Origin of the sequence: Pseudomonas sp. ABFPK, assembly GCF_001586765.1 — a bacterium.
GTDB classification, from domain to species: domain Bacteria; phylum Pseudomonadota; class Gammaproteobacteria; order Pseudomonadales; family Pseudomonadaceae; genus Aquipseudomonas; species Aquipseudomonas asiatica.
This window is the reverse complement of record NZ_LQXW01000016.1, coordinates 45,288-65,477: the sequence shown is the minus strand read 5'-3', so window position 1 is coordinate 65,477 and position 20,190 is coordinate 45,288. Positions and strand designations below refer to the sequence as shown.

Below are 20,190 nucleotides of genomic sequence, written 5' to 3'. Positions count from 1 at the left end.
GCCTTCTTCGCGGGTGAACCCGCTCCCACAAGGTCCACCACAAGCTTCAAAGCCTATGCAGGACCTGTGGGAGCGGGTTCACCCGCGAAGAGGCCAGTACAGGCAGTACAACTACTACTGGTCATGCTGCTTTCGCTGGCATCGCCCACCTGGGCCTCGGAACCCCGCGAACTTGACTGGCCCGCCCTCATCCCCGAAGGCGCCCCGGTCATCCCGCCCCAACTCGCGCCGTTGCACGACATGTCGCAGCTCAGCAACGCCCTGTCCGCCGAGTCCGCCCCACCGGCGCGCCAGCAGGCTCCCGATGCTCCAGTGGTAAAAAGCCTCGACGGCCAGCAGATCAAACTGCCCGGCTACATCGTGCCGCTGGAGGTGAGCGAAGAAGGCCGCACCACCGAATTCCTGCTGGTCCCCTACTACGGCGCGTGCATCCACGTGCCACCGCCACCGTCGAACCAGATTGTGCACATCTTCAGTGAAATGGGCGTTCGCATAGAAGACCTCTACCAGCCCTACTGGATCGAGGGAAAGCTTCAGGTTAGAGCCTCCAGCAGCGAACTGGCCGATGCCGGCTACCAGATGGAAGCCGAGAAAATATACGCTTATGAGCTGAGATGAGAACTATTTCGAATTTGTGACGATGCTTCGTTGAGCTGGGTCAAACTTTCCGTTCAGACGCATCCGTACCATTGGACTACTCGATTACTCACGTCCTCTGGGAGCTTCCATGAACAAGTCCTTGCTCAGCGCCGCCCTCGCGGCCCTGGCGCTCGCTGCCCCTGTCGCCAACGCCCACCAGGCAGGCGATATCATCGTCCGCGCAGGTGCCATTACCACTGCTCCCAACGAAAGCAGCGGCGACCTGAAATTCGACGGCAACAAAGTCTCGGGCACCAAGGCGACTCTGGACAGCGACACCCAACTGGGCCTGACCTTCGCCTATATGCTCACCGACCACATCGGCCTGGAGCTGCTGGCAGCCACCCCGTTCAAGCACACCGTCGGCGTCAAAGGTCTGGGCGGCGGCCTGGACGGCAAGCTGGCCGACATCAAGCAACTGCCGCCAACCCTGTCGCTGCAGTACTACCCGATGGAGCCGACTTCCAAGTTCCAGCCGTATGCCGGCGTCGGCATCAACTACACGCTGTTCTTCGATGAAGACCTCAGCAGCACCCGCAAGCAGCAGGGCTTCAGCAACCTGGAGCTGCAGGACTCGGTAGGCTTCGCCGGCCAGCTGGGCATGGACTACATGATCACCGACAACCTGCTGGTCAACGCTTCGGTCTGGTACATCGACATCGACACCAAGGCCAGCGTCGACGGCCCGTCCGCACTGGGCTACAGCAAGACCAAAGTCGACGTCGATGTCGACCCATGGGTGTACATGGTCGGCCTTGGCTACAAGTTCTGACCTGAACACTGCAGGGCGGCTTCGGCCGCCCTCGCGCGTTGCAGCCATAACCAGTACCCCAGCGCGACCGCGCTGATGCCCATCCCGAGCCCACACACCGCTGCCCAACCCCAATGGGCATACACCCAGCTCGCCAGCACTGCCCCCACTCCACTGCCAAGCGAATAGCAGCACATGTAGGCGCCGATCAACCGGCTGGCCATTGCGCCACGCCCCGCCAGCAGCAGGCTCTGGTTGGTGACATGCACCGCCTGCACGGCAAAGTCCAGCATCAGCACACCCAACCCGAAGGCCATCAGTGAATGCCCGACGAAGGCAGTGGGCAGCCATGACAGCACAAGCAGAATCAGCGCTACCCCGGTGGTGCGCTCCCCCAGCCCCTGGTCGGCCAGGCGACCGGCGCGCGCTGCCGCCAATGTGCCGGCAACACCCGCCAGGCCGAATAGACCGATCGCGGTATGGCTCAGCTCCAGTGGCTCGGCACTCAGGGGCATGACCATGGCACTCCAGAGCACGCTGAACGCAGCGAAGATCAACACGCCGAACAACCCGCGCTGACGCAGCAGCCGGTCGTGCCGGTACAGCCTGAACTGGGCAACGATCAGCGCCCGGTAGCCAGACCGCAGCGACACCGGTTGCCCCACGGGCAGGCTGCGCCACAGCACCAGGGCCAGCAGCATCAACAACCCGGCGGTAATCAGGTACACGCTGCGCCAGCCAGCCAGGTCGGCAAGCCCGCCCGAGACCAGCCGCGCCAGCAAAATGCCCAGCACTATGCCGCTGGTGACGGTGCCCACGGCCTGCCCTTGCTGGCCGGGGTCGGCAAGGCTCGCTGCATGCGCCACCATCACCTGCACCATGACCGCCATCAGCCCGGTGATAGCCAGGGCCAGCAGCAATAGCGCCCAGTTGGGCGCCATGCCTACCCCAACCAGCGCCAGGGCCGAGAACAGCAACTGCCCGAGCAGCAGGCGCTTGCGGTCGATCAGGTCACCCAACGGCACGATCAGCAACAACCCCAGGGCGTAGCCCGCCTGGGTCGCGCCAACTACCCAACCGATCTGCTGCTGCGCCACGCCAAGGTCAGCGGCCATCGACTCGAGCAGAGGCTGGGCGAAATACACTGTCGCCACAGCCATGGCGCTGGTAATGGCCAGCAGCAGGGTTATCCAGCGTGTCAGTGCAGGGTTCATCGGGCTGGTCTCGTTAATCTGGTTTCGAATTGAAACCACATGCTGGCTATTTAGCAAATGTGGTTTTAATCTGCAACCGAATGATCACGAAAGGCCCCGTCCATGCTCGATGAAAACAATGCGCAATGCCCCGTAGCCCGGGCGCTTGAGGTACTGGGAGACCGCTGGGCGCTGATGATCCTGCGCGACGCATTCGATGGGCTGCGGCGGTTCAGTGAATTCCAGAAGAACCTGGGGCTGGCGAAGAACATCCTCGCCTCACGGCTGAAGTGGCTAGTGGAGAGTGGGCTGCTGACGCTGCAGCCGGCGTCGGATGGCAGTGCCTACAAGGAGTATGTGCTGACCGAGAAAGGGCGATCGGTGTTCCCGGTGGTGGTTGGCTTGAGGCAGTGGGGGGAGCGGTTTCTGTTCGAGGCGGGCGAGGTGCGTTCGGAGTTGGTGGATAGTGATACGGGGCAGGCGCTGGAAACACTGCAGGTGCGGGCCCGGGATGGGCGGGTGCTGGCGGCAGGGGATTGCCTGCGAAAAGTGGTGCGGCATGAGTGATTCTGGGGCTGCTGCGCAGCCCATCGCCGGCAAGCCAGCTCCCACCGGGACCGCGTTCTCGCTCTTGTGGGAGCGGGCTTGCCGGCGATAGGGGCGCAAAGCGCCCCCAAGAATTTCAGCCCTTACCCAGTAGCCGCGACAAGCCCTCGACCATCGGCGTCGCCTGCGGAAACTCGAACCGCGCCAACAAGCGCTGGTTATCCGCCCGCGAATGGCGAATGTCACCCGAACGTGCCGCCACATAGCTGACCGCCGGCAAGCTACCCACCACCTTCTCAAGCGCTGCCAGCAGCTGGTTAAGCGATGTGGCCTGGTTGAGGCCGATATTCACCGCTCCCTCCTCGACCTGCGGCTGCTCCAGCGCCTGCACCATCACCTGCACCAGGTCGCCCACGTAAAGGAAGTCCCGGGTCTGCTCACCATCACCGAACACGGTAATCGGCAAACCCTGCACAGCACGTTGGGAGAAGATGCTGATCACCCCGGAATACGGCGAGGACGGGTCCTGGCGCGGCCCGAAAATATTGAAGAAGCGGAACACCACCGGCTCCAGGCCATGCTGGCGACGGTAGAAGTCCAGGTACTGCTCACTGGCCAGCTTGTCCACGGCATACGGGGTCAGCGGCGCCTTGGGGGTGTCTTCGGCAATCGACTCGCCTTCACCATTGTTGCCATACACCGCCGCACTGGAGGCGAACAGCACCCGGCGCAGCCCATGCACGCGCATGGCTTCGCACACGTTGAGGGTACCGATGAAATTGCTCTGGTGGGTCCGCACCGGGTCCTCGACCGAGGCCTGCACCGAGGCCACCGCTGCCAGGTGCACCACGGCACTGCAGCCAGCCGTAACCTGCGTAACCAGCTCGGCATCGGCGACATCGCCTTCAACCAGTTCCAGCCGAGGGTGGTCAACCTGCAGGTTGCCCCGCTGGCCAGTGGAGAAATCGTCGAGAATGCGTACGGCGTAGCCTTTCTCCAACAACGCATCGCACAGGTGGGAGCCAATAAAGCCGGCACCGCCGGTGATCAGGATGGGGGCGTCAGCCATGGCGGTAGAACCGGTCCAGTAGAGGCGGCAAGCCGGCGCGCCAGGCGCGCGGCTTGATGCCGAAGGTATGAAGGATTTTCTTGCAGGCCAGTACCGCGTGCTGCGGCTCTTCGCTGGCATCCGGCCGTGCGGCATGTGCCTGCGGCGTCGGCGCCTGCACGGCCAGCTGCCGGTACTGGCCTGCCTCGGCGAGGATCGCCTGGCCCAGCGCCAGCGGCGTGGTCGCTTCGTTGCCGGCGTAATGGTAGGTGCCCCACAGCGGCGCACTGCAATCGAGTTGTTTGAGCACCGACAGAATCACCCGGGCGGCGTCGTCGACCGGCGTAGGGTTGCCACGCCGGTCATCGGCCAGCAGCAGCTCCTGGGGTTGCTCGGCGCGGGTCAGGAAGCGGCCCAACGCCCCGTCGATGCTTTCGTCGAGCAGCCAACCAAAGCGCAACAGCACGTGTTGCGGGCAAGCCGCGCGAACGCTCTGCTCGATGCGCCACAGGGCCTGGCCACGCAGGCCCAGCGGTACCGGCTCGTCCTTTTCGCTGTAGGCCGTGGCCCGAGAACCATCGAACACCCGGTAGCTGGATGGCTGAACCAGGGTGATCTGGTGATGCTGGCACAGCTCTGCCAACCGCTCCACAGCCCGCTCCTGCTGGGCCAGGCGCTGCTCACTGACCGACTCGGCCTGGAACCAGTCGAAGTAATAGGCCAGGTTGACCAGTGCATCGGGACGATGATCGTCGAGCAGCTGGGTGAGGCTGGCCGGCGTCCAGCCGTTCTCGGGCGGACGCGGAGCCAGGAATGCGATGTCCTCCTCGGCCCCAAGACGAATCAGCGCTTGCCCGAGGGCATTGCCACCACCCAACAGCATTAGGCGCATACGCATAGAGTCAGCAGATCCGGAGAGGTTGATTGAAGGAAAGGGGTCATTTTGCGGTTTCCGGGCGGGGAAGTCCAACACCGGACCCGTTCGATGCCACAGGCGGTACTGATTTCAAAGTTCCACCGTTCAATACCGCAACACGCAGAAATCTCCTACGACATACCAGGAACGAGCTGACTTCCGCGCAACAGCACAACCGCATTGAATAGTTGACTCCCCCACTTGCCAGCCGGGGAGCTTCTCAAAAACAAGTACAGGGAACGTTCAATGCCTCGTTCGGAAGTTGCATACCTGGATTTCAGCCCGGAGCAAAGCAAGGCCATAGCCTTTGCAAGCCAGACCATTGCTGACCTGGGTGGCCCGGAGGCCAAAGGAGTAGCACTCCAGGCTCGTATATTCGCCGATCAACTCGAGCAAGCCTTGAGCGTGGAACAGCGTGGGTTGCTACAACGCTTCAGTGAAGGCCAGCTATCTGCCTTGATGTACAGGCATATGCCTTGTGCCGACGAGCCAATACCAGAATATCTGCCCCACATTTCCGCCCTGGCGCAAAACCCACGCTGCCAATACCTTGCCTCACGCAATCAACTGCTGCTGGAGCTCGTGCGCCACCGCAGTTTCGCCTTCGATATAGATAACGAGGGTAAGCAGGTTCGCCTGGTAGGCAACTTCAAGGGTGGTGGCCGCATTCCGCGACTCGACGAAGATCCCTGCCTGAAAGTTGAAACCAGCTCGCATGCGGGCTTGCGCTTGGGGCCGCACACTGAAGCGCCCTACAACTGCTCGACAATTTCCAGCAACGCTCACTCCCCTGCTCCCTCTGCACTGATTCTGACTGCGCGCTGGAACCCCGCCAATGAACCTACGCATGTCTTCCCGCTCCGGGGAATCATTGAACGCTTGGGTAGCATGGGCACACTTGCACTGACTTCAGCGTCTTTCGACTTCACCCGCAGTGACTGCTTCGGTCACGGACAAGGCAATGCAGGCAAAGCAGTTTCAATACTGCAATTCGAGCCAAATGGTGGTTTCTCGGTTCGTTACAATAGCTATCGCTTCAGTCTGAATGAACGCGCCTGCAGCGCTGCTGCGCGCGCTTTCGACTCCTTTCAAAAGTTACTGGATACCACACAACCGTTGGCGTTTGTCCTGCAGCCTGACACCGCACTGCTGATCAACAACAGCCGAGCCTTGCACGGCCGCGACATGGTTCAGGACAACCGGCGCCTGCTTATCCGTCAATTCGGATATTCCCCCTTCGCCGAACCGCTGGTGCTCGCTGAAGACCCGCTGCTGGTGCGTGGCTGATCATAGGAAAACACTCAATGATCGAATTAGATTTAACGCTTGTTCTGACACTCGCACTGGTGGCACTGATGGCCGGCTTTTTCGATGCCATCGCCGGTGGTGGGGGCCTGATCACGCTCCCGGTGTTGTTCATTGCCGGTATCGAACCCTTGGCGGCAATTGCCACCAACAAGTTCCAGGCGGCTTCGGCTACGGTTTCGGCTACGTGCGCCTTCGCCCGCAAAGGCATGATCGACTGGAGACAAGGCAGTCCAATGGCTGTCATGTCGTTTATCGGAGGGGCGTTGGGTGCCTTGTCGATAACTTACGTGCCCAAAAGCGTTCTGCAGGCGTGCGTTCCACCTCTGCTGATCCTGATAGCCGCCTACTTTGCCTTCAGTCCAAAGCCGAATGAACGAGCGCGCAAGGCAAAGATATCGACCAGCCTGTTCTGCATTACGGTTGCACCAATCATTGGCTTTTATGACGGGATCTTCGGCCCTGGCGTCGGCTCGTTCTTCATGCTGGCCTGCGTGATCCTCTTGGGCCAGCACCTGATACAAGCCGTGTGCACCAGCAAGCTATTGAACGCAGCCTGTAATCTGGGCGCGTTGTCAGTCTTTTCACTGAGCGGGGCGATCATCTGGCCGCTGGCACTGGCAATGGCATTCGCTGCTTTTGTGGGGGCTCAACTGGGCGCACGCTGCGCAGTACACTTTGGCCCCCGTCTGATCAAGCCATTGCTGGTCTGTGTTTGCTGCATCATGGCAATCAAGTTGCTGCTCGACCCAGGCAACCCTGTTGGCGAGTGGTTACATCAACTTGTTCTGTGAAAAAAGCATCACTCGATTTCGAACAGACTGTTACGCAACGGCCCCACGCTAAGGCGCTCACGCACATCGTCATCTATGCGTGGATCATCCGGCTGGTACAGTTTTACCTGCCGGTAGATATTGATGCGATTGATCTCCTCTCCCAGGTAGTCCCACACAACCCGAGTGCAGGCCGGGTTTCGCCGGTCTCCGCTGGATACGCCGGCCTTCAGGCCGTTGAGCCGGGTAATGCGGCTTTTGAAACTGGGGATGAGGATAGTCTGGCTCATCTCGTTGAACGTCAGCGACTCGTAATCGACCAGGAACATCCGGTCCTGCAGCTGGAACGCCGCTCCCAGATAGCGGCAACGCACCTCGGCATGGGGGTTGGTGGCGCTGGAACGCTCCTGGCGTTCCTGGCGTTCGAAAAGGAACTGCCCGCGCTCCTCCCACAGGTGCACCAATGACACCAGGACCGTACCCGGAACCGACATGCAGTTGGAATATTCCAGGTAGTAACCGCAATAGCGCGACAGGTTCCCCGCATGGGCGTGCAACGGGCGGAACAGATCACTGATCGGGTCGCCAGGCTGCTCGGCCGGGGTCGACACGCGGGCACCGATCAGGCGGCTGAACTGCTCGGGTGGCAAATGCAATTCGTAATCTTCTACCCCGAAGAAATCGCCGATGCGCTTGAGGTTGTAGGCCGTCGGGCGGCTTTGCCCACTCAGGTACTTGTTGAACTGCGCGCGGTTGATCGACAGCTGGCGGCAAACTTCGGAGATAGAGCGGTAGTGGCTGCAGGCCAGTTTGAGGTTGGTAGCGAAATGATCGCTCATGACTCGGGACTCAGGTGACGCGAATGGCGCAATTGTAGCATCAAGTTGCACCAAATCAGAGCAACCCGCGAAATTGTAACCGCTCTTGTCATAGCCAACCATGCGCCCCACGAATAGCGGTGCGCCTGCCGTCCGCTGATCTTTCCACACGAACAATAAGAATCGAGGTCATTTTCCAATGCTCGAAGTACTCAACGATTTCCTCTCGGGGAAACTTCTCATTGTGCTGATCGTAGGGCTGGGTAGCTACTTCACTATCCGCTCCCGGTTCGTCCAGTTCCGCCACTTCGGCCACATGTTCGGTGTGTTCAAGGAATCGCTGCGTGGCCAGGCAGGCCAGCTGAGCTCCTTCCAGGCCCTGATGCTGAGCCTGGCTGGCCGCGTTGGTGCCGGTAACATCGCCGGTGTCGGCATTGCCGTGACCCTGGGTGGCCCAGGCGCCGTGTTCTGGATGTGGGTCACCGCACTGGTGGGTATGTCCAGCAGCTTCTTCGAATGCACCCTGGCCCAGGTCTACAAGCGCGCCGATGGCGACGGCCTGTACCGTGGTGGCCCGGCGTACTACATCCAGCACGGCCTGAAGCTGAAAAGCATGGCCATCGTCTTCTCGGTCCTGCTGCTGGTCACCTACGGCTTCGCTTTCATCGGCCTGCAGTCGTACACCGTGACTCACTCGCTGCAGAACGCCTTCGCCTTCGACCCTAAGCACACCGGCATCGTCCTCGCCGTGCTGCTGGCCATCACCTTCATCGGCGGCATCAAGCGCATCGCCGCGGTGTCGGACCTGCTGGTACCGGTCAAGACCCTGGCGTACATCGGCGTGACCCTGTACGTGATCGGCACCCAGATCGAGCACGTGCCAGCCATGCTGGAAACCATCTTCAAGAGTGCCTTCGGCCTCGACCCGGCGTTCGGCGGCCTGCTCGGCAGCGCCATCGTCATGGGCGTGAAGCGTGGTGTGTTCGCCAACGAAGCGGGCCTGGGCAGTGCGCCAAACGTCGCAGCCGTGGCCGCCGTGAAACACCCGGGTGCGCAGGGCGTTGTCCAGGCATTCAGCGTGTTCCTCGACACCTTCGTGATCTGCACCTGCACCGCGCTGCTGATCCTGCTGTCGGGCTTCTACACCCCGGGCTTCGAAGGTGACGGCATCGTCCTGACCCAGAACTCGCTGGCCGCCGTGGTCGGTGACTGGGGCCGCGTGTTCGTCAGTGTGGCACTGTCGCTGTTCGTGTTCACCTGCATCCTCTACAACTACTACCTGGGCGAAAACAGCCTGCAGTTCCTCAGCCGCAATCGTGTGGTACTGATGGTATTCCGTGGCCTGGTACTGGCGCTGGTTGTATGGGGCTCGTTGCAGGACCTGTCGACTGTGTTCGCCTTTGCCGATATCACCATGACCTGCCTGGCCTTCGTCAACCTGGTGGCCCTGGCCCTGCTGTTCAAGGTCGGCCTGCGGGTGATGCGCGACTACGACGACCAGCGCAAGGCGGGCGTCGACCAACCGGTGTTCGACTCGGCCAAGTTTGCCGACCTGGACCTGGATCGCAATGCCTGGCCTGCCAATCCGCAGGCGGAAACAGCCACTGACAAAGCAGTCGGCGAAGTCCAGACTCAACGCTGATACTCTCCCCTGCCAGCCGCCCCGTCCGTGGGCGGCTTACCTTCTTCCGCTCACCGCTACGGATACTTCCCATGCGAGCAGTAAAGAATCTCCTCGTGCTCTATACCGGGGGCACCATCGGCATGCTCGAAACCCCCGAAGGCCTGGCGCCCGCCGGTGGCTTCGAAGCACGCATGCGCGAACACTTTGCCCAGTTGGCCGACGCCCCCCAGGTGCAATGGACCTTGCAGGAACTGAACCCGCTGCTCGACAGCGCCAACATGCAACAGCACAACTGGCTGGCGATGCGCGATGCAATCGTCGCAGCGGTAGAGGTGGCTGGCCATGATGGCGTGCTCGTGCTGCATGGCACCGACAGCCTGGCCTACAGCGCCGCGGCGTTGTCGTTCCTGCTGCTGGGCCTGCCGGTGCCGGTGCTGCTGACCGGCTCGATGCTGCCGGCAGGTAGCGCGGACAGCGACGCCTGGGGCAACTTGTGCGGCGCACTGCGCCAGTTCGAACAAGGGCTGGAAGATGGCGTGCAGCTGTACTTCCATGGGCAGCTGCTGCATGGCTGCCGGGCGTCGAAGCTGCGCAGCGAGGCGTTCGATGCCTTTGCCGCGCTGCCGCGTCATCGTGACAGTGAGCGCGCAACGGCGATCCCTGCCGAGCTTGGCTACAAGCACCCGCGCCAGCCGGTCAACCTGGCGGTAGTGCCGGTGTTCCCGGGCCTGCAAGCCGGGCATTTGCAAGCACTGCTGGGCAGCGGCGTGCAGGGATTGCTGCTGGAGTGCTACGGCAGCGGTACCGGGCCGTCGGATGACCAGGCGTTACTGGATGTGCTGAGCGCGGCACGCCAGCGGGGTGTGATGCTGGCGGCTATCAGCCAGTGCCCTGAAGGGTCGGTGGTGTTCGATACCTATGCGGCGGGTAACCGCTTACGCGGGGCCGGGCTGGTCAGTGGCGGGGGCATGACCCGGGAGGCGGCGCTGGCCAAGATGGTTGCGTTGCTGGGGGCCGGGCTGGATGTCGAAACGGCAGAGCGGTGGTTTGCCCTGGACCTGTGTGGGGAACGGGCCTGAGTGTTGCCGACGATAGGGCCCTGACAGGCAAAGGAAAATGGCGGAAGGCAGCGGGAGTCGAACCTGCCCGGGAACGGCTGCCGTCCCCAACCGGGTTTGAAGCCCGGCCGCGCCACCGGGCGCGATTGCCTTCCTTGAACTCAGTGCCTGGCCTGCTGCTGGGCCAGGGCGCTGTCGGCGCGAATGTGACGCTGATCGGCCACCCTCCGGGTCAGGCCGATGCGGTCGAAGTACTCCAGAATCTGCACACTGCGCTTGCGACCGATGCCCAACATATCGCGAAACGCGGCAACCTGCACTATCGGCGTTTCACTGGCCTGCCCCAGCAGCAGCTCTGCCATGCGCTGTAGCGTCGCCTCGGGGTAGAACAGGTCGCGCACCACCTGGTGCACCAGGCCCAACCGGGCCAGCTTGCGCAGCAACAGGCGCACATCGGCTTCGGCACAATTTTCCTCGCTCGCCAGCGTCCGGACCCAGGGCGGATCGTATTGCCCCGCCAGCAACTTCGGTTGCAGACTCGCCCATAATGCACTGTCGGCTTCGCTCAACTGCACCTTGTGATCGGGCAGGTGCAGCCAAGGCCCGCTGCTGGCAATGGCGCCGTCTTCGAGCAACTCATCCAGCAGGCTGACAAAAGCGGGCCGCTCCAGCGGCAAGGCAGCAAAGCGGCGCAGGCGGTCGCGGTCCGGGCCGAGCTGGTCGGGCTCCTGTTCATGGAACCGCACCAACTGCTCCAGCACCTGGCGCTTGAGCGCCTGCCACCGGACACTGGCAAACAGCAGTTGGCCCTGCCGCGTGGCCACCACCAGCACATCTTCCGGCAACTGCCAGGTTTCGCGCAGGCGATTGAACTGCCGTTCCAGACGTTGCGGGTCGATACCCCCGGGTGCGCTGGCAAGCAGTGCCGGCAAGGCCTGCTCCAGGTCCTCGGCATCACGCAGCACCTGCAATTGGCGCAGGCGCTCATCACTGCGACGCTGACGGCTTGGCGCGAACGGATCGAGTACCTTGCCGCCCCCCAGTGTGCGCTGGGCACGCTGATCGCGCAGCACCAAGCGGTCGCCGTGTACCGCCTGCAGCGACGCGTTGAGCAGCAACTGGGCGAACATGCGCTGGCCTGCCACCAAGGTTTCACCCTCGAGCAAGGCTACCCGGGCCGTTACATCCTGGGTGCCCAGGTGCACGTGCACAGCGCTGAAATGCTCGAAGGTACGGGTCTCGCCCGGCAACAGGTTCAGCTCGATATCCACCCGCACGCTAGGCGCATGCAGCCACTCGGGCACCAGCCAGTCCCCCCGGCGCACCTGCTCCACCGCCAGGCGTTCGGCAGCAATGTTCAGTGCCACCCGCTGGCCCGCTTCGGCCACCAGTGCGGCCTGGTTCTGCGCATGCAGGCCACGCACCCGCACCGGTTTGCCGGCCTTGCCCAGTAACAAGGTGTCACCGGCACTGACCCGCCCGGCCAGCGCCGTGCCCGTGACCACCACACCCGCACCGGTAACGGCAAAGGCGCGGTCGACGGCCAGGCGGAAACCGCCGCGCACGCTGCGCTGGCACACGCGCTGTTGCGCGGCCAGCAAGGCCTGGCGCAAGGCATCGATACCTTCGCCGGTCACACTGGACAACGGAAACTGCCGCGCACCGGCATATGGGCCCGGCGCGAGAAGTTCGCTGACCTGTGCCTGCACTTCGGCCAGGCGGGCCGGCTCTACACGGTCGCATTTGCTGATCGCCACCAAGGCTTGTGGGATGCCCAGCAACTCGATGATCGCCAGGTGCTCGCGGGTTTGAGGCATCACCCCGTCGTCGGCCGCGACTACCAGCAGCACCAGATCGATACCATGGGCGCCGGCCAGCATGTTGTGGATAAAGCGCTCGTGACCGGGCACGTCGATGAAGCCGGTCAGCGCTGCGCCCTCGGTCAACGCCGCATAGCGATAGCCAAGGTCGATGGTCATGCCACGGGCGCGCTCCTCCTGGCGCTGGTCACCGGCCTGGCCGGTCAGGGCCTGGAGCAGTGCGGTCTTGCCGTGGTCGATGTGGCCGGCGGTACCAACGATCACTGTACCGGCCCCAATTGCAGGGTGGGCAACTGAACCAGCCACTGGGCCTCGTCATCCAGTTGGCGCAGGTCCAGCCACAGGGCGTCATCGTCGATTCGGCCGAGCACTGGCACGGGCAGACCGCGCAAGGCGCGCTCCAGTACATGCAGGCTGCGCCCGCGCAACTTCTTCGGCACCTGCGGGCGCAGGCACAATGCCGCGCTTGGCAGGCGGGCCACCGGTTGGCTGCCACTGCCAATCATGCCCAACGCCGGCTCCACACTGACCGCCCATTGCTCGCCGAGGCGGGCTTTGATTTCAGGGGCCAGGCGCTCGGCCTGGGCCTGGATTTCGGCCTGGCTGCGGGTCAGCAGGCGCAGGCTGGGCAGGCGCTCGGCCAGGCGGTCGGGGTTGCGGTACAACGCCAGCACCGCTTCGAGTGCGGCAAGGGTGATCTTGTCGACCCGCAGCGCGCGCTTGAGCGGGTTCTTCTTGATTCTGGCGATCAGCTCCTTGCGCCCGACGATGATTCCGGCTTGCGGCCCGCCCAGCAGTTTGTCGCCGCTGAAGGTGACGATATCGGCGCCGTCAGCCAGGGCCTGACGCACAGTAGGCTCGGCGGGCAGGCCCCAGCGGGTAAGGTCAAGCAGGCTGCCGCTGCCAAGGTCTTCAAGCAACGGCAAGTCATGTTGGTGGGCGATACGCGCCAGCTCGGCGGTGGGCACCTGGGTAGTGAAGCCCTGAATGCTGTAGTTGCTGCAATGCACCCGCATCAGCAGGCCCGTACGCGGGCTGATGGCGGCCTCGTAGTCACGGGCATGGGTGCGGTTGGTGGTGCCGACTTCGTGCAGCTTCACGCCGGCGCGGGCCATGATGTCGGGGATGCGGAAGGCACCGCCGATCTCGATCAGTTCACCGCGTGAGATGATCCCCTCCTTGCGCGCACCCAGGCTGTTGAGCGCCAGCAGCACGGCGGCGGCGTTGTTGTTGACCACGGTGACGGCTTCGGCGCCTGTCAGCTCGCGGATCAGGCCCTCGATCAGATCGTCACGGTCGCCGCGCTTGCCGGTGGCCAGGTCGAATTCCAGGTTGAGCGGGTAGCGGGCGGCGGTCTGCATGGCCTCGATGGCCTCCTCCGGCAACAGGGCGCGGCCGAGGTTGGTGTGCAACACGGTGCCGGTGAGGTTGAACACTCGGCGGACCTGGCTGCGTTGCTGGGTGGCCAAGCGTTCGCCAGTGCGGCCCAGCAGGACTTCAGCGGCCAGTTCGGCGGTGCTGAGCTGGCCGGTGCGGGCGGGGTCGCGCAGGTCGTCGAGCAGTTGCCGCAGGGTGGCGAGGACCGCGTCGCGACCGTGGCGGTCGATCAGCGGGAGGCAGGCTGGGTGGCGCAAAAGGGTGTCGATGGAGGGCAGGCGTGGGGTGTCGCTGGCTAGGCTGGAGGACATGCGGTACTACCTTGGACTGATCCGTTGTCTGTACTGGCCTCTCGCGGGTAAACCCGCTCCTACAAGGGCGCGCAAGCCTCAAAAGCTGCGCGGGCCCTGTGGGAGCGGGTTTACCCGCGAAGAAGGCGACTCGGTCTTACAGTGTAGACACTCTCCATTACCCGGGTGCGAGCATCAGGTTCGGTGCCAACCGATGGAAGCCCTCCTCGTCCAGGCGAATGTCCAGTGCCAGGCTGGCCAGGTCATCGGCCAGCGGCTCAGCCGCCGCGTCGTTTTCCAGGTAGTTCTGCTTCAGGTAGCTCTCGCACTCCGGGCAGCACTCCGTCCGTAGCGGCGCCTTGCCCGGCGCATGGCGGTCATCGTCAAGGCTGGTATAGCGCAGGTCCTTGCTCGACTCGCAGTACACGCATTTGACCCGCACCACGTGCCATTCGCAGGCACACAGCGAACAAGCCAGGTAGCGCAGGCCATTGTGCTTGCCGCGGTTGCGCACCACCCCGGCCATCGCCGGCGAACCGCAGGCCGGGCACTGGGCCAGGCTGTCGGCGGGCTTGAGCTCTGGCGCGGGCAGCGCCAGCAACCAGCTGGACCAGGCCGCCTGCAAGGCCGCCCCAATGAACGGCACCAGTGCTGCGGGCACTGCGTCGTACTGGCCGGCGAGCAAGGCGATGCCCCAACCCTTGCGTTGATGGTCGTCACTGCTGCGCAGGGTTTGCAGCGCCTCCCCCAACGGACCGCTGGTGTCCGCGTCGAGGTGCTCAAGCAAGGCCTGCAGCCAGACCAGCCAAGGCCCTTCACGCACCAGGCTGTCCGCCGCCAGTGGCGGCAAACCATGACTTATGCACAGGCGCTGACGCTCCTCGGCCACCGGCATGCCAGCGGGCGGGTTATCCACAAGCTGCTGCTGGATACGGCACAAACGAGCCACCAGCTTCAGGTATTCGCCAAGGGCATTGCCCTCAGCCAGCTGCTCCAGACGCGCGGCGCGCAGTTCGAACAGGTTGGCGGGGGGCAGGTGCAGAAACGGCGGCATCACTGCCGACGCTTCGATCTGCCCGGGTTCGAGTATCGTGCTCAAGCGCTCATCCTTCTTTTCGTCCGTGATTGCCCGGCGTCTTGTCACCAGTCACTTCGCGGTACCACAACTCATGGTGCTTGCGCGCCCAGGCGCGGCTGACCCAGCCATGCAGCATGGCGCCGATCGAGCCCTTGATCCAGATACCGGCGTAGATGTGCACGATGATGCTGAGGATCAGCACGAACGCCGCCAGGGCGTGGAGCAGCGCAGACAGGCGAATGACCTCGATGCCGAACAAATGGCTGAAGTATGCGCGCCAGATCACCACGCCGCTGACCAGCAGAACCAGCATGCACACCAGCAGGGTCCAGAACAACAGCTTCTGCCCGGCGTTGTACTTGCCGATCGGTGGCACACCCTCCTCCTTGTTGAGCATCACCCGGTCCACCCGGCGCAGCCACAGTCGGTCATTGGCAGTGATGAAATTGGCGCGCCAGAAACGCAGCACCAGGCCGAGGAAGAACACGAACATCGCCACCCCGAGGAAGGGGTGCAGGATGCGTGTCCAGGGCCCACCGCCGAACAGGTTGCTGAGCCAGAACAGCGCCGGATGGAACAGCGCCAGCCCCGACAGGCCAGCCAGGATGAACAGGATCGCGACGACCCAGTGGTTGCTGCGCTCGTTGGCGTTGTAGCGCAGGATGGGTTTGTTGTCGTTCATGGTCGCTGCTCCCCTTGCCCACCGGGCTTGGTCGGATCATAGACATGGACCGACGGGTCCACCTGGTGCACGCTTTCATCCGCGGGTGTCGGGTGTTCGTCCTCCTCCACCCGCTGTGGCCCCACCCGCACATAGTGGAAGAACCCTGCCAGCACCGCAGCCCCCATGGCCAGCAGCGCCAGCGGCTTGGTAAAGCCCTTCCACAGCCCCACCAGCGGGCTGATCACCGGCTGGTCCGGCAGGCCGGCGTACAGCTTCGGCGTGTCGGCATGGTGCAGCACATACATCACGTGGGTGCCACCGACGCCGTCCGGGTCGTACAGCCCAGCCTTGTCGTAGCCTCGCGACTTGAGATCGACGATGCGCTCGGCAGCATGCACCTTCATCTCATCCTTGGTGCCGAACACGATCGCCCCGGTCGGGCAGGTTTTCACGCAGGCCGGCTCCAGGCCCACGGTCACGCGGTCGGAACACAGGGTGCACTTGTACGCCTTGTGGTCCTTCTGCGAAATACGCGGGATATTGAACGGGCAACCGGTGATGCAGTACCCACAACCGATGCAGTGGTCCTGGTTGAAGTCGACGATGCCGTTGGCGTGCTTGATGATCGCTCCCGGGCTCGGGCACGCCTTCAGGCAACCTGGCTCGGCGCAGTGCATGCAGCCATCCTTGCGAATCAGCCACTCCAGGTTGCCGTCGTCGCGCTCGTGCTCGGTGAAGCGCATCAGGGTCCAGGTCTCGGCGGTGAGGTCCTGGGGGTTGTCGTAGGTGCCGTAGTTGTGGCCGACCTCGTCACGCAGTTCGTTCCACTCCGAACACGCCACCTGGCAAGCCTTGCAGCCGATGCACTTGGTGGTGTCGATCAGCTTGGCGACTTCCTGCTGCTGGCGTACCGAAGGCGGTACGGTGGTGGTGGCCGAGCGGGCGATGATGTCTTGGCTGGCCATCAGAGTTTCTCCACTTTGACGAGGAACGACTTGGACTCTGGCGTCTGGGTATTGCCGTCACCCAGGAAAGGCACCAGGGTGTTGGTCAGGTAGCCATGCCGCGTAGCCCCGGTGAAGCCCCAGTGCAGCGGGATGCCGATCTGGTGCACGGTCTGGTTGTTGACCTGGAGCGGGCGAATCCGCTTGGTCACTACCGCCACCGCATCGATGTGCCCGCGCTTGCTCGATACCCGCACCCGGTCACCGGCCTTGATACCTTTCTCGTTGGCCAGCACCTCGCCGATTTCGACGAACTGCTCGGGCTGGGCAATGGCGTTAAGCCGGCAATGCTTGCTCCAGAAGTGGAAGTGCTCGGTCAGCCTGTACGTGGTCGCCGCGTACGGGAACTCGTCGTGCTTGCCGAGGGTGTCCCACACCGAGTCGAACACCCGCCCGGCCGGGTTGCTGGTGGCCTTCTTGTTCTGCGGGTGCAGCGGGTTGATGCCAATCGGCGTCTCGAACGGCTCGTAGTGCTCGGGGAACGGACCTTCGGCCATCTTGTCGATGGCAAAGAACCGCGCCACGCCTTCGGGGTTCATGATGAACGGGTTCATCCCCGCCTCGGGCGGCGAGTCGACCTTGAAGTCGGGCACATCGGTCCCGGTCCAGGCCTTGCCGTTCCACCACACCAGGCGCTTCTTCTCCGGGTCCCACGGCTTGCCTTGCGGGTCGCTGGAAGCACGGTTGTAGAGGATGCGGCGGTTGGCCGGCCAGGCCCAGGCCCAGTTCTGCACTTGGTGCATGCCGTACGGGTCGCTGTTGTCACGGCGAGCCATCTGGTTACCCTGCTCGGTCCAGCTGCCGGAGAAGATCCAGCAACCGGAAGCAGTGCTGCCGTCGTCCTTGAGCTGGCCAAAGCCCGCCAGTTGCTGGCCGGCCTTGAGCACTGCGCCAGTCGGATCGGTGACGTCCGTCACCGCCCAGCCGTTCATTTCCTTGGCCAGCTCCTCCGGGGATGGCTCTTCAGGGACCTTGTATGGCCAGTTGATGTTCATCAGCGCGTCAGGATAGGCGCCGCCTTCGGCCTGGTAGCGTCGGCGCAGGCGCAGGAACAGCTCGCTCATGATGTGAACGTCGGTGCGGGTCTCGCCCGGGCCATCGGCGCCCTTCCAGTGCCACTGCAGCCAGCGGCTGCTGTTGACCAGCGAGCCGTCTTCCTCGGCGAAGCAGGTAGTGGGCAGGCGGATCACTTCGGTCTGGATGTTGGCCGTGTCGACATCGTTGAACGGCCCGGCGTTGCGCCAGAACTCCGAGGTCTCGGTGGCCAGCGGGTCCATGATCACCAGCCACTTGAGTTTGCTCAGGGCGGCAGTGACACGGTTCTTGTCCGGCAGCGCGGCAATCGGGTTGAAACCTTGGCACATGTAGCCGTTTACCTTGCCCTGGCCCATCATCTCGAACATGCGCAGCACGTCGTAGGCCGGCACATCGAGCTTGGGCAGCCAGTCGTAGCCCCAGTTGTTCTCCGCCGTGGCATTGGCGCCGTACCACGCCTTCATCAGGCTGACATGGAACTTGCCGTAGTTCTGCCAGTACGACAGTTGGCCAGGACGCAGTGGCTTGGAGGCGCGCTTGTCGATATAGGCGGCATAGTCCTGCTCGGCATCGCCGGCAAGGGTCAAGTAACCCGGCAACGAGTTGGACAGCAGGCCGAGGTCGGTCAGGCCCTGGATGTTGGAGTGCCCGCGCAAGGCGTTGACCCCGCCACCCGGCATGCCGACGTTGCCCAGCAGCAACTGCACCATGGCCGCACTGCGGATGATCTGCGCACCGATCGAGTGCTGCGTCCAGCCCAGCGCGTAGAGGATCGTCATGGTCTTGCCCGGTACCGAGCAGGTGGCGATCTCTTCCCAGATCTTCAACATGGCGTCCTGCGGCATGCCACAGGTCATGCTTGCCAGTTCCGGTGTATAGCGGCTGTAGTGCTGCTTCATCAACTGGAACACGCAGCGCGGGTGCTGCAGCGTCGGGTCAACCTTGGCAAAGCCGTCTGCACCCAGCTCGTAACCCCAGCCGGACTTGTCGGAATACACGCGCTTGGCCTCGTCGTACCCGCTGAACAGGCCATCCTCGAAGCCATAGTTCTCTTTGACGATGAACGACACATCGGTGTAGTTGCGCACGTACTCGTGCTGGATCTTGTCATTGCTCAGCAAGTAATTGATCAACCCGCCCATGAAGGCGATGTCGGTACCGGTACGAATCGGTGCGTAGTAGTCGGCCACCGAAGCGGTACGGGTAAACCGCGGGTCGACCACGATCAGCCGCGCCTTGTTGTGCGCCTTGGCCTCGGTCACCCACTTGAAGCCGCACGGATGCGCTTCTGCTGCGTTGCCACCCATCACCAGGACCAGATTCGCATTGGCGATATCGGACCAGTGGTTGGTCATGGCGCCACGGCCGTACGTCGGGGCAAGACTTGCCACCGTCGGGCCATGTCAGACACGAGCCTGGTTATCGAACCCCAGCATGCCTGTTGCGCGGATGACCTTGTGGGTCAGGTAGCCGGCCTCGCTGGAGGCAGCGGAAGCAGCAAGAAAACCGGTGGTGAGCCAGCGGTTGACCGTTTGCCCCTGGGCGTTCTTTTCGATGAAGTTGGCGTCGCGGTCCTGCTTCATCAGGTCGGCGACGCGATCGAGCGCCTCGTCCCAGCTGACCCGCACCCACTCCTTGCTGCCCGGCTTGCGTACCTCGGGGTACTGCAGGCGGCTCGGGCTGTGGATGAAGTCCAGCAAGCCGGCGCCTTTCGGGCAGAGGGTGCCGCGGTTGACCGGGTGGTCGGCGTCACCTTCGATATGGATGATGTTCTGTTTGACGTTCTTGCCCGCATCGCCCTGGCTGTACATGATCAGGCCGCAGCCGACCGAGCAGTAAGGGCAGGTGTTACGGGTTTCCTTGGTATGCGCCAGCTTGAAGTGACGCACCTGCTCGGCAAATGCTGGTGTCGGGGCCATGCCCAACGCCGCAAGGCTCGAGCCTCCAAGGCCGACGGCGGCGACCTTGAAGAACTGCCGACGGTTCAGGTCCATCGTGCACTCCTGATCAGGTGGTGGACGCACGGAACATGGCCGGCGCCTCTTGGTAGTCACGGTGGCGGCCAATTGATGGCCGCCAACAGTAAAGACTAGCCAAGAATCGAGAAGGTGCGATGACATGGGTCAGCTGAAGGCGCTGTGCTGCCTGATTCGCGGGTGAACCCGCTCCCACAGTTACTGCACATGCCCGAAGCAGGGCGCCATTCCTGTTGGAGCGGGCGTGCCCGCGAACACCGGCAACACCGGTGCCA

At 63.3% G+C, this 20,190-nt stretch carries 17 protein-coding genes and 1 tRNA gene; 7 read left to right on the top strand and 11 right to left on the bottom strand.

Annotation, left to right across the window (positions count from 1 at the left end):
- The first annotated feature begins 123 nt into the window (after positions 1 to 123).
- Entirely contained in the window at positions 124 to 618 is a 495-nt protein-coding gene (locus WM94_RS12935; protein WP_038408606.1) for a DUF3299 domain-containing protein, read from the top strand.
- Positions 619 to 727: 109 nt separating this feature from the next.
- Positions 728 to 1,411 carry an OmpW family protein gene (locus WM94_RS12930; RefSeq protein ID WP_061551350.1) on the top strand — a complete coding sequence of 228 codons (684 nt, stop codon included), beginning with the start codon at positions 728 to 730 and terminating at the stop codon, positions 1,409 to 1,411.
- Here the strand turns inward: WM94_RS12930 and WM94_RS12925 are convergent.
- Positions 1,399 to 2,604 carry an MFS transporter gene (locus WM94_RS12925; RefSeq protein ID WP_061551349.1) on the bottom strand — a complete coding sequence of 402 codons (1,206 nt, stop codon included), beginning with the start codon at positions 2,602 to 2,604 and terminating at the stop codon, positions 1,399 to 1,401. The genes WM94_RS12930 and WM94_RS12925 overlap by 13 nt on opposite strands.
- A gap of 102 nt (positions 2,605 to 2,706) precedes the next feature.
- Here WM94_RS12925 and WM94_RS12920 point away from each other — a divergent pair, with 102 nt between their 5' ends.
- A complete protein-coding gene (locus WM94_RS12920) occupies positions 2,707 to 3,150 on the top strand; it encodes a helix-turn-helix domain-containing protein (protein WP_013970662.1) in 444 nt (147 codons plus the stop codon).
- Between the two features lie 115 nt (positions 3,151 to 3,265).
- Here WM94_RS12920 and WM94_RS12915 read toward each other — a convergent pair whose 3' ends face one another.
- Together WM94_RS12915 and WM94_RS12910 are read right to left on the bottom strand one after the other, a co-directional pair.
- Positions 3,266 to 4,198, bottom strand: coding sequence for an NAD-dependent epimerase/dehydratase family protein (locus WM94_RS12915; RefSeq protein WP_023662675.1), 933 nt, complete (start codon positions 4,196 to 4,198; stop codon positions 3,266 to 3,268).
- Positions 4,191 to 5,075, bottom strand: a complete 885-nt coding sequence (locus WM94_RS12910; protein ID WP_024086179.1) for a sugar nucleotide-binding protein — start codon at positions 5,073 to 5,075, stop codon at positions 4,191 to 4,193. Before WM94_RS12910 ends, WM94_RS12915 begins: the two co-directional genes overlap by 8 nt.
- A gap of 264 nt (positions 5,076 to 5,339) precedes the next feature.
- Here WM94_RS12910 and WM94_RS12905 point away from each other — a divergent pair, with 264 nt between their 5' ends.
- Positions 5,340 to 6,380 (top strand): hypothetical protein, encoded by a 1,041-nt coding sequence (locus WM94_RS12905; protein ID WP_061551348.1) that lies wholly within the window; start codon positions 5,340 to 5,342, stop codon positions 6,378 to 6,380.
- 17 nt (positions 6,381 to 6,397) lie between these two features.
- Positions 6,398 to 7,192: a TSUP family transporter gene (locus tag WM94_RS12900; protein WP_061551347.1), complete on the top strand. Its 795-nt coding sequence runs from the start codon at positions 6,398 to 6,400 to the stop codon at positions 7,190 to 7,192.
- 8 nt (positions 7,193 to 7,200) lie between these two features.
- Here the strand turns inward: WM94_RS12900 and WM94_RS12895 are convergent, their stop codons facing one another.
- Positions 7,201 to 8,010 (bottom strand): helix-turn-helix transcriptional regulator, encoded by an 810-nt coding sequence (locus WM94_RS12895; protein ID WP_061551346.1) that lies wholly within the window; start codon positions 8,008 to 8,010, stop codon positions 7,201 to 7,203.
- Positions 8,011 to 8,188: 178 nt separating this feature from the next.
- On the opposite strand from WM94_RS12895, the gene WM94_RS12890 reads away from it, so the two are divergent.
- Together WM94_RS12890 and WM94_RS12885 are read left to right on the top strand one after the other, a co-directional pair.
- The gene (locus tag WM94_RS12890) at positions 8,189 to 9,631 is read left to right on the top strand and encodes a sodium:alanine symporter family protein (protein ID WP_013970656.1); all 1,443 of its coding nucleotides are present in this window, start codon (positions 8,189 to 8,191) and stop codon (positions 9,629 to 9,631) included.
- 71 nt (positions 9,632 to 9,702) lie between these two features.
- Positions 9,703 to 10,692 carry an asparaginase gene (locus WM94_RS12885; RefSeq protein WP_039614609.1) on the top strand — a complete coding sequence of 330 codons (990 nt, stop codon included), beginning with the start codon at positions 9,703 to 9,705 and terminating at the stop codon, positions 10,690 to 10,692.
- 38 nt (positions 10,693 to 10,730) lie between these two features.
- On the opposite strand, the gene WM94_RS12880 is transcribed toward WM94_RS12885, so the two are convergent.
- The 7 genes from WM94_RS12880 to fdnG all read right to left on the bottom strand — a co-directional run bounded on the left by WM94_RS12880 (position 10,731) and on the right by fdnG (position 19,933).
- Positions 10,731 to 10,826 (bottom strand) — tRNA-Sec (locus WM94_RS12880).
- A gap of 6 nt (positions 10,827 to 10,832) precedes the next feature.
- Positions 10,833 to 12,755, bottom strand: coding sequence for a selenocysteine-specific translation elongation factor (selB, locus tag WM94_RS12875; protein ID WP_061551345.1), 1,923 nt, complete (start codon positions 12,753 to 12,755; stop codon positions 10,833 to 10,835).
- Entirely contained in the window at positions 12,752 to 14,179 is a 1,428-nt protein-coding gene (gene selA / locus WM94_RS12870) for an L-seryl-tRNA(Sec) selenium transferase (RefSeq protein ID WP_061551344.1), read from the bottom strand. Before selA ends, selB begins: the two co-directional genes overlap by 4 nt.
- 157 nt (positions 14,180 to 14,336) lie before the next feature.
- Positions 14,337 to 15,257 carry a formate dehydrogenase accessory protein FdhE gene (fdhE, locus tag WM94_RS12865; RefSeq protein ID WP_061551343.1) on the bottom strand — a complete coding sequence of 307 codons (921 nt, stop codon included), beginning with the start codon at positions 15,255 to 15,257 and terminating at the stop codon, positions 14,337 to 14,339.
- Between the two features lie 4 nt (positions 15,258 to 15,261).
- Entirely contained in the window at positions 15,262 to 15,918 is a 657-nt protein-coding gene (locus WM94_RS12860) for a formate dehydrogenase subunit gamma (protein ID WP_013970651.1), read from the bottom strand.
- Complete coding sequence (fdxH, locus tag WM94_RS12855) at positions 15,915 to 16,865, bottom strand: formate dehydrogenase subunit beta (RefSeq protein ID WP_061551342.1); 951 nt, start codon at positions 16,863 to 16,865, stop codon at positions 15,915 to 15,917. Before fdxH ends, WM94_RS12860 begins: the two co-directional genes overlap by 4 nt.
- Positions 16,865 to 19,933 (bottom strand): formate dehydrogenase-N subunit alpha, encoded by a 3,069-nt coding sequence (gene fdnG / locus WM94_RS12850; protein WP_156485968.1) that lies wholly within the window; start codon positions 19,931 to 19,933, stop codon positions 16,865 to 16,867. Before fdnG ends, fdxH begins: the two co-directional genes overlap by 1 nt.
- Positions 19,934 to 20,190 lie beyond the last annotated feature (257 nt).